Raw genomic sequence first — 13763 nt, 5'->3', positions numbered from 1 at the left:
GCGCTCAAGACCAGTCGCCCTCGGGCGTGCCGTTGAAGCGCTTCTTCAGGCCGGCCCAGCAGTCGATGTAATTGTCCTGCCGGGTTTCGAGCTCGGCGCCATAGCGGGTCACCATCTGCGGAAAGCGTGTCTCGAACATGAAGGCCATGGTGTTGTCGAGCTTGACCGGTTTCAGCTCCGCGCGCGAGGCTTTTTCGAAGCCAGACGCATCGGGTCCGTGAGCCAGCATCATGTTGTGCAGACTGATGCCGCCGGGCACGAAGCCCTCTTCCTTGGCATCGTACTGACCATGTATGAGGCCCATGAACTCGCTCATGATGTTGCGGTGATACCAGGGCGGCCGGAAAGTGTTTTCCGCCACAAGCCAGCGCGGCGGGAAGATGACGAAATCGATATTGGCGGTGCCTTCCTCGCCGCTCGGCGCGGTCAGCACGGTGAAGATCGACGGATCGGGGTGGTCGAACAGGATTGCGCCGACCGGCGAGAAGGTCGCAAGATCATATTTGTAGGGCGAATAATTGCCGTGCCACGCCACGACATCCAGCGGCGAATGGTCGATCTCGGTGACATGGAACTGGCCACACCATTTCGCGATCAGCCGGCACGGTGTCTCCTTGTCCTCGAACCAAGCACAGGGCGTCTTGAAATCGCGCGGATTGGCCAGGCAATTGGCGCCGATGGGGCCACGATCCGGCAGCGTCAGCTTGGCGCCGTAATTCTCGCAGACATAGCCGCGCACTTCGGCATCCACCAGTTCGACCTTGAACACCAGACCACGCGGCAGCACGGCGATCTCGCCCGGCCTGAGTTCGATGACCCCCATCTCGGTGACGAAGCGCAAGGCTCCAACCTGCGGCACGACCAGCAACTCGCCGTCGGCGTTGAAGAAATGATCGTCGACCATCGAGCGGTTGGCGACGTAGACGTGTGCCGCCATGCCGGTCTGGCCGAGCACGTCGCCGGCGGTGGTGATCGAGCGCATGCCGGCAATGAAATCGGTCGGCTCCTTGGGCATCGGCACCGGGCTCCAGCGATACTGGCCGAGTGCGAGCTGGTGGTCGCCGACGTTCGGCGCGCTTTTCCAAAGCGGATAATTCGCCGCTTTGAAGCGACCGGTGTGCCTCACGCTCGGCCTTATCCGATAAAGCCAGGAGCGCTCATTGGTGCCGCGCGGCGCGGTGAAAGGAGAGCCCGAAAGCTGCTCGGCATAGAGGCCGTAGGCCGGCCGCTGCGGCGAGTTTCGCCCTTGCGGCAGCGAGCCCGGCAAAGTCTCGGTTTCGAAGTCATTGCCGAAACCCGGCATGTAGGAGTAGGCCATGGAACCCTCCCGAATTCATGGTCTCGGAGCATCGTTTGCGCATCCGCAAAGATGCTCCGGGTTGACCATACCGGTTTCATTTGTAACCATTGAAAATGTAACCATCAACGGTGATTTCGCCATGAGCCGCCAGCATCCCCAGTCAGGGCCAACCATGGAAATCCTTGAGCTGGAATCCTTCCTGCCTTACCGGCTCTATCGGCTTGCCGATGCCGTCAGCCGCGAATTCTCAAGGATATACAAGGACCGTCACGGACTGACCCGGCCCGAATGGCGCACGCTGGCCGGGCTTGGACAGCACGGCACCATGACGGCGACGGCGCTCGGCGAGCAATCGGCCATGCACAAGACCAAGATTTCGCGCGCGGTCGCCGAGCTCGAACGGCGCCGCTGGCTCAGCCGGACGCCTGACGAAAAAGACCGCCGTGTCGAGCATCTGGCGCTGACCAAGGCTGGCGTTGCCGCCTATCGCGAGATGGTGCCGCTGGCGAAGGAGTTCGAACGGGAATTGCTGGCAAGATTGAGCCCCGCCGAGCGTGTGGCCATTGTCGGCGGAGTGGCAGCACTGGAGGCGGCATTGGGGAAAAGCTAGGTTCCTGCCAGAATTACAGGCACCTTGGCGGAACAGCTTTCAGTTCGCACCGTGTTCCTTCGGGCCTTCACCAGTCCATGACCACCTTGCCGGAATTGCCGCTCTTCATCGCTTCGAAGCCGAAAATATAGTCGTCGATGCCGATGCGGTGGGTGATCAGGCCGCTGACATTGAGAGGACCCTGCACCAGCGCAATCATCTTGTACCAGGTCTCGAACATCTCGCGGCCGTAGATGCCCTTCAGATGCAGCATCTTGAAGATGACCTTGTTCCAGTCGATCTCGAAGCCGGTCGGCGCGATGCCGAGAATGGCGATCTTGCCGCCATTGTTCATGGTATCGATCATGTCGCGGAATGCCGGTGCGGCACCGGACATTTCAAGACCGACGTCAAAACCCTCGGTCATGCCGAGCGCCGGCATGATATCGCGCAGCTTTTCTTTCGAGGCGTCAACGACATGCTGGACGCCGAGCTTTTTTGCCAGTGCCAGGCGCACCGGGTTGATGTCGGTGATGACCACTTTTCGCGCGCCGACGCATTGCGCCACCAATGCGCCCATGATGCCGATCGGCCCGGCGCCGGTGACCAGCACGTCCTCGCCGACGAGGTCGAAAGATAGTGCGGTGTGAACCGCATTGCCCAGGGGATCGAAGATCGCGGCGATCTCGTCCGGCACGTCGTCGGGGATCGGCACGACATTGTGCTGCGGGATAGCCAGATATTCGCCGAAGGCGCCGGGGCGATTGACGCCGACGCCGAGCGTGTTGCGGCAAAGATGCCCCCTGCCCGCCCGGCAGTTGCGGCAATGGCCGCAGACGATGTGACCCTCGCCCGAAACGCGCTGGCCGACTTTGTATTCGGTCACCGCCGCGCCGAAATCGGCGACCGTACCAACGAATTCATGCCCGGTCACCATCGGCACCGGCACGGTCTTTTGCGCCCACTGGTCCCAATTGTAGATGTGGACGTCGGTCCCGCAGATCGCGGTCTTCCTGATCTTGATCAGCACGTCGTTGGGGCCGATCTCCGGCACCGGCACCTCTTCCATCCACATGCCCGGCTCGGCCTTGGCCTTCACCAGCGCCTTCATCATGTTCGACATTCTGCAGTCCCTTGAAGGTCTTGATCCGGAATCGCTTTTCGACTGCCGGTCATTCAGGAAATCACGCCGAGTTCGCGACCGACTGCGGCGAACGCCTCAACCGCACGGTCAATGTCGGCGCTGGAATGGGCGGCAGACATCTGCGTGCGGATGCGCGCCTGGCCCTTCGGCACCACCGGGAAGGAGAAGCCGATGACATAGATGCCGCGCTTGAGCATGCGCGCGGCCATTTCCTGCGCCAGCGTCGCGTCGCCCAGCATCACCGGGATGATCGGATGGTCGGCGCCGGCCAGCGTAAAGCCCAGCTTGCCCATCTCGGAGCGAAACCGCGCTGCGTTTGCATATAGGCGCTGACGCAATGCATCGCCATTGCGAATCAGCTCGAACACCCGGATCGAGGCGCCCGCGATCGCCGGCATCAGTGTGTTTGAGAAGAGGTAAGGACGCGAGCGCTGGCGCAGCCAGTCGACCACCTGCCTCTTACCAGAGGTGTAGCCCCCGGAAGCGCCGCCAAGCGCCTTGCCGAGCGTACCGGTGATGATGTCCACCCTGCCCTCGACGCCGCAATGCTCGGCCGAGCCGCGACCGTTCTTGCCGACGAAGCCGACCGCGTGGCTGTCGTCGACCATGACCATCGCATCGTATTTCTCGGCGAGATCGCACACGCCCCGAAGATTGGCGATGATGCCGTCCATCGAGAAGACGCCGTCGGTGGCGATCAGCCGGAACCGACAATCGCGCGCCTCTTTCAGCCGCGCTTCGAGATCGGCCATGTCGTTGTTGGCATAGCGGAAGCGCTTTGCCTTCGACAGCCGTACCCCGTCGATGATCGAGGCGTGGTTCAGCGCATCGGAGATGACCGCATCCTCTTCGCCGAGCAGCGTCTCGAACAGGCCGCCATTGGCGTCGAAGCAGGAGCCATAGAGGATAGTGTCCTCCATGCCGAGGAAATCAGAAATGGTCGCCTCGAGCTGCTTGTGTTCCTCCTGTGTGCCGCAGATGAAGCGCACCGACGCCATGCCATAGCCGTAACGATCGAGCGCCTGCTTGGCCGCCTCGCGCAGTTCGGCGCTGTCGGCGAGGCCGAGATAATTATTGGCGCAGAAATTCAGCACCTTCTCGCCGTCCACCTCGATCTCGGCCGATTGGGTCGAGGTTATCACCCGCTCGGATTTATAGAGACCTGCCGATTTCAGCCCTTCAAGCTCGCTGTCGATGTGGGAGAGGAATGCTGCGGTCATGATCAGGCCCTGTTGAGATCGATGAGGACTGTCGCGCCGCGCGGACGAAAAATCCATCGCAAAAGCGACCGCTTCGGTGGCGGCAATGGCACGGCAGAGGCCGCGATGTTCAAATGCGGAGGTGCTGCGAAAGATTGCAATAACCACTTTGCGGATTTCCCGCCACGGTCGCCGCTGTCGGCCTGTTGCTGTCCTAACCTGTTAACACTTTGAAGCCAAAGGTTGTCGCACAAGAATTCGTTGGCGAGAGGGCCGACTCAGAAAATGTCGCAGCAGCCGGTGCACGCCGTTTCAGGCAGGCTCATACTCCTCATCAAATCGGGCTACTGGCTGGCTCTGCTGATCATCGCCGCCATGGTCGTGGCCTCCTTCATCCTGCTGCAACAGATGATGGCGGCCCAGCAACACAACCAGGCGCTGCTCGATGTGGTCAGCACACAAAAAGCCCTGTCGCAACGCATCGTCTTCCTTGCCGGCGCGACCGGTACCGCCTCACGCGACCAGCAGCCGGCCCTGATCAGCGCGCTCAAGCAAGCGACGGTAGAGTTCGAGAAGAACTACGATCTGCTGCTCGAGCGGACCGCCGCCGATCCGGCGTCGCCGGCAAGGTTCGATCCCAAATCGATCGAGAGCGTGCTTTTCGCCAAGCCGTTCCATCTCGACTATTTCTCGGTCGGGCTTATCGCCAACGGCGAACGCCTGATCTCGTCATTCGAATCGCGGCTCAACATGGCCGGCAATGGTGGCTACAAGGGCGGAGAGGAGCGCGTCAACCTGAACGCTTCCGTTGCCAACGCAACATTGTCGGGCTATGCCGCACTTGGCCAGCGCATCAGCGCCTTTGCAGACCGCCGATCCGAAACACTTCTCGAGCTTAACCGCACATTGTTCTACTCGACCATGGGCGTCATCGTGCTGGTGGCGCTTTTCATTTTCAGGCCGATGTCGAACGCCATCCTGCGCAGGACGCGTGAGCTGGTCGATGCGCGCAATTCCATGGCCTTTATTGCCGTGCATGACGGGCTGACCGGCCTGCACAACCGCACCTTCCTGACCGAGCATTTCGATACGTTGATCAATGCCGCGCAGCGACGGCGTGAACGGGTTGCCGTGGTGCAGTTCGATCTCGACCGGTTCAAGCAGATCAACGACACGTTCGGCCACGCCGCCGGCGATTATGTGCTGGTGACGGCTGCGCAACGCATGCGTGGTTCGTGCCGTACGTCGGATCTCAACGTGCGTCTCGGAGGCGATGAATTCGTCGTCGTCCTCAACGACGGCAGCACCGAGGACATCGATATCGTCGCCAGACGCATGCTGGCCAAACTCAATGAACCGGTCATATTCCGAGGCACGACGATCCATCCGGGCGTAAGTGCGGGGATTGCGGTCTATCCTGTCGACGCCGACAATGCGCAGGATCTGCTCGTCCATGCCGATCTGGCGTTGTATTCCGCCAAGAAGCAGGGCGGCGGCAGTTTGTCGTTCTTCTCCGATGAGCTGAGGCGCGAACTCGACAACCGAAAGCAGCTCGAGCTCGACATCAGGGTCGCCATCTCGGAGAAGGCGTTCGAAGTCTATTTCCAGCCGCAGGTGTCGCTGTCGGACGGCACCATCAGTGGCATCGAAGCTTTGGCTCGCTGGAGGCATGCCGAACGCGGCATGATCGCGCCGGGCGAGTTCATTTCAATCGCGGAAAAATGCGGCTTGATGTCCGAGATTGGCCGCATCGTCATTGCCAAGGCGATCAACGAAGCAGCCGAATGGAACCGCGCAGGCATCGGCTTCGGCCGGATCGCCGTCAACGTGTCCGGTTCGGAGCTGCGCGAGACAGATTTCGAAGTCTTCCTGTTCGGGACGCTGGAAAGGACCGGCCTGCCCGCGCACAAACTATCGCTGGAGATCGTCGAATCCGTCATTCTCGACGACGAGAAGACCGGTATCGCGGCAAAGCTGCGGCACATCCGCGCCGCCGGCATCCATCTTGAGCTCGATGATTTCGGCACCGGCTACGCATCGCTCAGCCATGTCAATCCAAACGAGATCGACCGGCTGAAGATCGACCGCCGCTTCGTCCAGAACATCAACGAGAACAGCGGCAACAACAAGATCGTGCGTGCCCTGACCGAGCTCGCCCGCGGTCTCGGCATCTCGATCGTCGCCGAGGGCCCCGAAACCGAAGCCGAGCTCGACTCGCTGATGGCGATCGGCTGCGACCAGGTGCAAGGCTATTCCATCGCTTTCCCGATGCCGCCGGACAGGGTGCGTGAATGGCTGGTGGCACGGACGCCGAAAAAGGCCAGGCTGACAGTGCTGCAGGGCAGCCGGGCGTAGATCCGTCATGGTTCGGCCTTGCGAACCGACCTGATGGGCCGAGGCGGAAGGTCATCCTCATTACCGGGAAATGCTGCCAGCAATTGTCCAAAGCTGGGCACACGCGCCAGCTTTTCATAGTCCTGGAACGACAGAATGACCGCCTGCTTGCGGCCACGCCGGGTGATGACGGCCGGTTCTCCCGCGATGACCTGATCGAGCACCGCCGAGAGTTTAGCCCTGGCATCCTTCAGCGAAATTTCGCGCATGGCGTCTTCCTAGCCTAATTTCTAGCTCTCGACATTGGCCCGCAGCGCAGCCAGCACCTGTGCAAACTCCGCCAGCCTGTCGTCGGACAGCCCTTTCCGCAGCCGTTTGTCGAAGGCTAACGCGGCCGTGCGCAATTTCAGGAACAACGCCTCTCCGGCCTGGGTCAGCTCCACCTGGTGAACCCGGCGGTTCTCGGGATCGCGGCGGCGCATCAGCAGGCCCTGCGTCTCCATGGCGTTGAGATGGTGGGTCAGCGTTGCGCCCCGAATGCCGATCATGCCGGCGAGCTCGCGTTGGTTGGCCAGCTCCCGCGACTTGACCGACAGCAAAGTGACCCAGACCGGCAGCGTGCCGCCGGCTTCGACCAAGGCAGCGTCGAAAGCCTGCGCGACCAGCTTGGCGGTGCGGGCGAGATTCATCCCGATCGGCGGGCGGTGAAAGGGCGTCATGATCCGACACTAGAACAAGGGCAAAGCCGATGGAACCGGCTCGAGCTTATGCGTTGACATCTAATCATTTGATATCTATCAATATGCCTAGCGGTGGGCAAGATAGGAAATGCGGTCATGCAATATGTCTACATCATCGTCCTCGGCCTTCACGTCATGGCGGGTGTGTTCTGGGCCGGCACCACCATCGCGGTTGCCCGCGAACCGGAGATCAGGGCGGAACGTTTCTTCCGGCCGCAAATGGGCGCGGCCGGCGTGGTTTTCCTCACAGGCTTGCTGCTGTGGTATTTCTTCCACAACGGCTCTTTCGGCTCGATGGAGAGGGTGTTGGCGCTCGGCATCTTGACTGCCTTGATTGCCGGCGGGGTTCAGGGCGCACTGGTGGGTTCCGCCAGCAGGCAGTTGGCCGGCGCCGATGCGGCGAAGCAAACCCAGTTGCGCGCCAAGATGACAAAAGGCGAACGCATCGCCGGCGGCCTGCTGGTCATCACCGTGTTCTGCATGGCCACCGCCAGGATGTTTTGAACGTCCTGCCGCAATCGCAAGATCGTACGGTGCCCGGCGATGGCCGGCGGCGTGCGCGGCGCGCAGCCCGGACCAAAGTACCGTGGTGGCTCTCCGTACGGAGGTTCGGCTGCGCGCCACCAATAATCCAAAATATTCCTCAGATCCGCAAGCCGAACCTGATGCCGTCATAGATTGCGGCATGGATGTTACGCGAGGCAACTGCGTCGCCGATGCGGAAGAGCACGAAGCCACTTTGCGGATTGCGCACGGGGAAGATGTCGCCGCCATTGACCAGTTTTTCGTAATCGATCGCGCCGGCGTTCTTCGACAGCGGCTTCAGCGCCAGATAGAGATCGTCGAGCGGCAGCGTGCCATGCTCGACCACCACCTGGTCGACCCGCCGCTCGCCGCGCCAGCCATAGGCGAAGTCGGAGGCGAGCTCGGCGATCAGCTGGTTGCCCTCGCGCCGCACAGAACGCAGCCGTGTGTTGATGGTCACCGTGACACCCTTTTCCTGAAAGGCGCGCATGTAGGGCACATGGTTCATCCCGCCCATTTCCGGGGCGAAGAAGCGTTCCGGTGAGACCAGCTCCAGCTTGGCGCCGCTATTGGCGATCAGTTCGGCAGCACCCATGCCCTGATGGCCGCCATTGTCGTCATAGAGCAGCACATTCTCGGCCGGCTTGACGCTGCCGGCCATGATGTCCCAGCTCGAAGTGACGAGATCGTCGCCCGCCGTCAGAGGCGGGTTCTGCGGCAGCCCGCCGGTGGCGATCACCACCACGTCGGGCGACAGCGCCAGCACGTCGTCCTTCTCCGCCCAGGTATCGTAGCGGATCTCGACACGGAGCCGGTCGAGTTCGGCCAGACGCCAGTCGATGATGCCGATCAATTCCTTGCGGCGCGGGTTCTGCGTTGCCAGCCGCACCTGGCCGCCGGCCTGGCTCGATGCTTCCAGCACCGTCACCTGGTGCCCACGTTCGGCGGCGACGCGCGCCGCCTCCAGTCCGCCGGCGCCGGCGCCGACGACGACCACCTTCCGCTTCGGTCCCTCGGTTTTCGGAATAGTATGCGGTATCGACGCCTCGCGGCCCGTCGCCGCATTGTGGATGCACAGTGCCTCACCGCCCTCATAGATGCGGTCGAGGCAATAGGTGGCGCCGACGCAAGGGCGGATCTCGTGCTCGCGGCCCTCCATCACTTTTTTGACGATATGCGGGTCGGCAATGTGGGCACGCGTCATGCCGACCATGTCGAGCTTGCCAGTGGCGATGGCGTGGCGCGCGGTGGCGACGTCGGAAATCCGCGCCGCATGGAAGGTCGGGAATTTCGTCGCCGCTCTCACCTCCCCTGCGAAGTCGAGGTGTGGTGACGAGCGCATGCCGGTCACCGGGATGACCTTGGTCAGCGCGGCATCGGTCTCGATCGAGCCACGGATGATGTTGAGGAAATCGACCTTGCCGGATCCGGCCAGCCGCCTGGCGATTTCGACGCCCTCCTGTTTCGACAGGCCTTTCTCGAAATCCTCGTCGGCGACCATGCGGATGCCGACGACGAATTTTTGGCCGACCGCCGCCCGCACCGCGTCGAGCACCATGCCGGTGAAGCGCAAGCGGTTGTCGAGCGAGCCGCCGAAATCATCGTCGCGCTGGTTGGTGGCCGGCGACCAGAAACCGTCCATCAGATGGCCGTAGGCCTCGAATTCGATGCCGTCGAGGCCGGCAGCCTGGCAGCGCTGGGCGGCCGCCGCGTAGTCGGCGACGATGCGCTCGATGTCCCAGTCCTCGATGGTCTTGGGGAAGGCGCGATGCGCCGGTTCGCGCACCGGCGAGGCCGACAGCACCGGCAGCCAGTCGGCCTTGTTCCAGCCGGTACGGCGGCCGAGATGGGTGATCTGGATCATCACCTTGCAATCATGCTCGTGGCAGGCGTCGGTCAGCTCGGCGAGCCAAGGCACGATGCGGTCGTCATAGACATGCAGATTGCCAAAAGCGGCCGGGCTGTCGCGCGAGACGATCGCCGAACCGGCGGTCATGGTCAGCGCCATGCCGCCCTTGGCCTTTTCGGCATGGTAGAGCCGGTACCGCTCCTTCGGCATGCCGTCCTCTGAATAGGCCGGCTCATGGCTGGTCGACATCACCCGGTTCTTCAGCGTCAGATGCTTGAGCTGATAGGGCTGGAGGAGCGGGTCGTTGCTAGTCATCGTCTTCCTGCTGTTTCAAATTGTGCTAATGAGCGGCAAATTTTTGTTTTTACGCATGTCGCTGTCCCAAAATCGCTGCGCAGTTTTGGGCGACATGCAGCAAGGAACCTGCTCATGACCGATACGAAAAACCTCACCCAGCTCGGCACCAACGTCGAGGCGCCACAGAGCCCTGAAGCGGCCGTCCTGGAAACCGTGCCGTTTTCGCGCGGCGACGGCCCGCCGGCCATCGTTCGCTTCACCTGCCCGGAATTCACCTCGCTCTGCCCGGTCACCGGCCAGCCGGACTTCGCCCATATCGTCATCGACTACGCACCCGATGCGCTGCTGGTGGAATCGAAGTCGCTCAAGCTGTTCATGACCTCGTTTCGCAACCACGGCGCCTTCCATGAAGAATGCACCGTCATGATCGGTCGCCGTATCATCGCCGCGACAAAGCCATTGTGGTTGCGCATCGGCGGCTATTGGTATCCGCGGGGCGGCATTCCGATCGACGTGTTCTGGCAAACCGGCGCACCGCCGGAAGGTGTGTGGCTGCCCGACACCGGCGTCGCCCCCTATCGCGGGCGCGGCTAATCGGACGGAGCGGCTCATCTGATCCCGGTCCGGCACAGGTTGGTCTCCAGGAAAGGCATCACCGCGTCGCGGTACCGCTGTTGGTCATAGCGATAGAGATCGACATGCGGCGCGCCGTCGAACCACACCAGCTTTGCGTGAGCGCCCGCCGCATCTTTCAACGCCAGTGTCTGGCTGCGAGCGACAAACGGATCCGAATTGCCTGCTAGCAGCAAGATCGGCCGATCAATCGTGCCGATGCGATCGACCGGCCTGACATCCTCTACCCCGAAGCCAAGGCGGAGCTGCATCTGCGCCAAGAGGACGGTCGCCTGTACGTCGCGCAATATAGGCAAGGGCGCTCGCAACGCCGTGGTTTCCAGCAAAGTCGCGTAGAGCTGCTCCAGGACATAGGCATCGGCATGCTCCTGCTGAGCGCCAAACACAAAAGCAGCCGCACCGAGCGACGAACCGATGGCCGCCACCTTGCGACCAGCGAAGCGTTGCCGCGCAAAGGCGAGGATGCGACTGGCGTCCTGCCGTTCGATGTAACCAAAGCCTCTGATATCGCCGCCGCTTTCGCCATGTCCCGACAGATCGAACAGCACGATCGAGTAGCCGCTTTCGAAAAGCAGGTTCGCTCTTGGAACCATGGCCAGCTTGTTTGAACCGCGTCCGTGTAACAGCACGATTGTTCCGCAACTGTCCTGCCGATCCGCCACCCAACCGGCAAGGTCGGGCGCGCCCTCCTGCTTCAGAACGCTGCGCTCCACCGGTAACCCCACAGGCAGCGTGAAGCTTTGCCGAGGCACGCGGGCCACCGCGCGGCTTCCTGCCTCCCAGCTGACAGCGCAGGCCAGGACGCAAACCGCCGCGAATAAAGCAACCACGACAGGACCTCTTCTCATCGATCGGTCACGTGCACTTCGCATCAGTTGAGCGGCAGCCGCCGGTAGCGGCTGGGATTATTCGGGTCGCTGAAATGGCCCATCGGCCCGTGTTCGGCGAAGTGGCCCGCCCAGCGCTTCATCGAAGCCGGATCGAGTTCGACGCCCAGGCCATGCCCCTCCGGCACGCGCACCGTATTGCCGGTCTGCCGGAATGGGCCGTCCTTGATGACATCGCCGATCTGCCAGCGAAACAGCGACTGCGATGCTTCGGTGATCCACGGTGTCGCCGCCACGACGTGCAAATAAGCCGATGTCATGATGCCGAGATCGTTCGAATAGCACCAGAACCCCTTGCCCATCGCCTCACAGGCGGCGATGAATTTCAGAGTTTTCGACAATCCGCCGAGTGCTGCGAAATTGCAGACGAAGTAATCCGGCGCACCGAGCGCGACTGCCCGCCTGAGATCCGGGATGTGCGTGGAGAACGGAATGCGCGAATGCTGGCGCAGCGCCGCCATCTCCTCGAAGGTCGCGACCGGATCCTCGTAATTGCGGATGTTGAACGGCTCGATCTCGCGCAGTACCCAGCGCGCTGTGGTTAGCGACCACTGCATGTTGGAATCGAGTTTGATCTGCGCCTTGTCGCCAAGCGCCTCGCGCAGCATGCGCACTGTCCTGATCTCGAGCTCGGGATCGCCCATGATCAGCTTGCCCTCGAAGATCGTCGAGCCGTGCTGTTCTCGCATGCCGAGACAGTAGTCGACGATCGCTTCGGCGGTCATCTCGCCGCCGGCTCCGCCTTGAGCGGGGCGAAAGGCGAAATATTCCGAAAACGGAATGTCCTTGCGCACCGCGCCGCCGAGCAGCTTATAGAGCGGCATACCGAAGACCTTGCCTCTTATATCCCACAGCGCCAGGTCGACGGCGCCGAACGCCACCGTGGCTGCGTTCTCGCCGGTGTTGGCGGTGATCTGCCAGGGCGGCACACTGCGCGCCTCGCAGTCGGCGATGTCGAGCGGATCGGCGCCAATCAGCGCCGGCGCGATCTCGGCCTTGATCACCTCGCCGAAATGCCACCATGGCGCCTCGCCCAGTCCGACCACGCCTTCGTCCGTCTCGACCTCGATGATCGATTTCGAGGCGCCGCCGTAGAGACCAGCCGTCCACCAGAACGGAGCATCGAGCGGGACGTTGACGTGGGTGACGCGGATGTTGGTGATCTTCATCGGTTCCGTTCTCACTCACACTGGTATTGGCTTAGCGCCCATTCGCCGGTCACCGAGAGAAGGTCCGATATCTTCCAGTCGCCATCGACTTTCCTGAATTTCCACTCCAGCCGGTGCGGGTTGCCGGCGACGACGAAGGCGACGACGACCTTGGCCTCGTCGCCCTTGATCGCTTCGATGGTCTTCAGGCTTTTGTCGATCTCCGCCTTGTCGTATTCGGAATTGTCGAGCGCCATGTTGGGATCGAGGCATTCGCCCTGCCCCGACTTCCGCAGCGCGTCGCTCTTGTCGAGCACCGACTTTGCCGGGTCGGTGAAATGGCCCCGCTGAGCCGGATCGACCTCGAGCCCGGCATGCTCGTAGAACGGCTTCACCACCGCGGTCGGCGAGCCCGGCTGCACGGGTGTGGCCGGCGCGTTTTCTGGCGGCGGCAACACTGCCGGCGGAGGTGCCGCACTGTCGGCCGGAGCGTTTGCGGGCGGCGCGCCGAACAGGCCCTGAGCGGCGGCGCTGCTCAATCCGGTCAGCAGGCACGCAGTCGCCAAAAGCCAGGAATGGCAGCGGAGCACGGCATCACTCCGGCGACTGCCCGGCCAGGCATTCGAGCGCACTCAGCGTCCAGCCGCTGGTCTTCGAGGTGATGTCGGCGACCTTCCACTGGCCGTGGATCTTCTTCAACGACCAGACCATTTCGCGTTTGGAATCATCCCCTTCCGGAAAAAGGTTGAAGGTCGCCGTCACCTCGGCGCTGTCGCCATCCAGCGTTTCGGCCAGCGTCAGCGTCTTGGCCACGGTCTTTTCGTCATAGTCCTGCGCATCGAGACCAGGGGCGAAGTCGATGCAGGGAACTTCATCCGGATGGTTCTTTGCCGCATTGTCGTTCAGTTCGAACAGTTTCGTCACTGGCGCGGTGAAGCGGTCGCGATATTGTGCATCGGCCTCGAATTTGACCGACGGGACATAGAAGAACTTCACGGCGTTGGCAGCGGGGCCGGCAAACGCGGCCGCCGGCAAGGCCATCGAAAGCGCGGCAACAAAAAGTGGCAGTTTCATGCGTGTCCCCGATTGTTCACTGACGGAAGCTATCAGTACCACGC

General features: G+C 62.2%; 14 protein-coding genes. 4 read left to right on the top strand and 10 right to left on the bottom strand.

Translation table 11 applies throughout. The features are described 5' to 3' along the window. Positions 1–4: 4 nt before the first annotated feature. Positions 5–1318, bottom strand: a complete 1314-nt coding sequence (hmgA, locus tag NKI63_RS06245; RefSeq protein WP_352509591.1) for a homogentisate 1,2-dioxygenase — start codon at positions 1316–1318, stop codon at positions 5–7. 154 nt (positions 1319–1472) lie between these two features. Between hmgA and NKI63_RS06240 the strand changes: the two genes are divergently transcribed. Then, entirely contained in the window at positions 1473–1910 is a 438-nt protein-coding gene (locus NKI63_RS06240) for a MarR family winged helix-turn-helix transcriptional regulator (RefSeq protein WP_352509589.1), read from the top strand. 67 nt (positions 1911–1977) lie between these two features. On the opposite strand, the gene tdh is transcribed toward NKI63_RS06240, so the two are convergent. Together tdh and NKI63_RS06230 are read right to left on the bottom strand one after the other, a co-directional pair. Then, positions 1978–3012 (bottom strand): L-threonine 3-dehydrogenase, encoded by a 1035-nt coding sequence (tdh, locus tag NKI63_RS06235; RefSeq protein ID WP_352509588.1) that lies wholly within the window; start codon positions 3010–3012, stop codon positions 1978–1980. Positions 3013–3065: 53 nt separating this feature from the next. Then, a complete protein-coding gene (locus NKI63_RS06230; RefSeq protein ID WP_352509587.1) occupies positions 3066–4253 on the bottom strand; it encodes a glycine C-acetyltransferase in 1188 nt (395 codons plus the stop codon). A 264-nt stretch (positions 4254–4517) separates the two neighbouring features. Here NKI63_RS06230 and NKI63_RS06225 point away from each other — a divergent pair, with 264 nt between their 5' ends. Further along, on the top strand, positions 4518–6587 hold the full coding sequence (locus NKI63_RS06225) for a putative bifunctional diguanylate cyclase/phosphodiesterase (protein WP_352820750.1): 2070 nt from the start codon (positions 4518–4520) through the stop codon (positions 6585–6587). A gap of 5 nt (positions 6588–6592) precedes the next feature. On the opposite strand, the gene NKI63_RS06220 is transcribed toward NKI63_RS06225, so the two are convergent. Together NKI63_RS06220 and NKI63_RS06215 are read right to left on the bottom strand one after the other, a co-directional pair. Further along, on the bottom strand, positions 6593–6835 hold the full coding sequence (locus NKI63_RS06220; RefSeq protein ID WP_352509585.1) for a type II toxin-antitoxin system Phd/YefM family antitoxin: 243 nt from the start codon (positions 6833–6835) through the stop codon (positions 6593–6595). Between the two features lie 21 nt (positions 6836–6856). Next, positions 6857–7285 carry a MarR family winged helix-turn-helix transcriptional regulator gene (locus NKI63_RS06215; RefSeq protein ID WP_352509583.1) on the bottom strand — a complete coding sequence of 143 codons (429 nt, stop codon included), beginning with the start codon at positions 7283–7285 and terminating at the stop codon, positions 6857–6859. 117 nt (positions 7286–7402) lie between these two features. Between NKI63_RS06215 and NKI63_RS06210 the strand changes: the two genes are divergently transcribed. Then, the gene (locus NKI63_RS06210) at positions 7403–7810 is read left to right on the top strand and encodes a hypothetical protein (RefSeq protein WP_352509581.1); all 408 of its coding nucleotides are present in this window, start codon (positions 7403–7405) and stop codon (positions 7808–7810) included. Between the two features lie 139 nt (positions 7811–7949). Here the strand turns inward: NKI63_RS06210 and NKI63_RS06205 are convergent, their stop codons facing one another. Further along, entirely contained in the window at positions 7950–9995 is a 2046-nt protein-coding gene (locus tag NKI63_RS06205) for an oxidoreductase (protein ID WP_352751661.1), read from the bottom strand. 114 nt (positions 9996–10109) lie between these two features. On the opposite strand from NKI63_RS06205, the gene queF reads away from it, so the two are divergent. Beyond that, positions 10110–10571 carry a preQ(1) synthase gene (queF, locus tag NKI63_RS06200; protein WP_023674394.1) on the top strand — a complete coding sequence of 154 codons (462 nt, stop codon included), beginning with the start codon at positions 10110–10112 and terminating at the stop codon, positions 10569–10571. Between the two features lie 14 nt (positions 10572–10585). Here queF and NKI63_RS06195 read toward each other — a convergent pair whose 3' ends face one another. The 4 genes from NKI63_RS06195 to NKI63_RS06180 are packed head-to-tail and all read right to left on the bottom strand — an operon-like array spanning position 10586 to position 13719. Beyond that, a complete protein-coding gene (locus NKI63_RS06195; protein WP_352690805.1) occupies positions 10586–11458 on the bottom strand; it encodes an alpha/beta hydrolase in 873 nt (290 codons plus the stop codon). A gap of 23 nt (positions 11459–11481) precedes the next feature. Beyond that, entirely contained in the window at positions 11482–12666 is a 1185-nt protein-coding gene (locus NKI63_RS06190) for a mandelate racemase/muconate lactonizing enzyme family protein (protein WP_352820747.1), read from the bottom strand. An 11-nt stretch (positions 12667–12677) separates the two neighbouring features. Further along, positions 12678–13235: a hypothetical protein gene (locus NKI63_RS06185; protein ID WP_352690796.1), complete on the bottom strand. Its 558-nt coding sequence runs from the start codon at positions 13233–13235 to the stop codon at positions 12678–12680. 4 nt (positions 13236–13239) lie between these two features. Continuing rightward, a complete protein-coding gene (locus tag NKI63_RS06180; protein ID WP_352690791.1) occupies positions 13240–13719 on the bottom strand; it encodes a DUF3828 domain-containing protein in 480 nt (159 codons plus the stop codon). Positions 13720–13763: the final 44 nt, after the last annotated feature.

The organism is Mesorhizobium sp. M0410, assembly GCF_040321435.1.
GTDB lineage: Bacteria > Pseudomonadota > Alphaproteobacteria > Rhizobiales > Rhizobiaceae > Mesorhizobium.
This window is presented reverse-complemented; position numbering and strand designations above follow the sequence as displayed.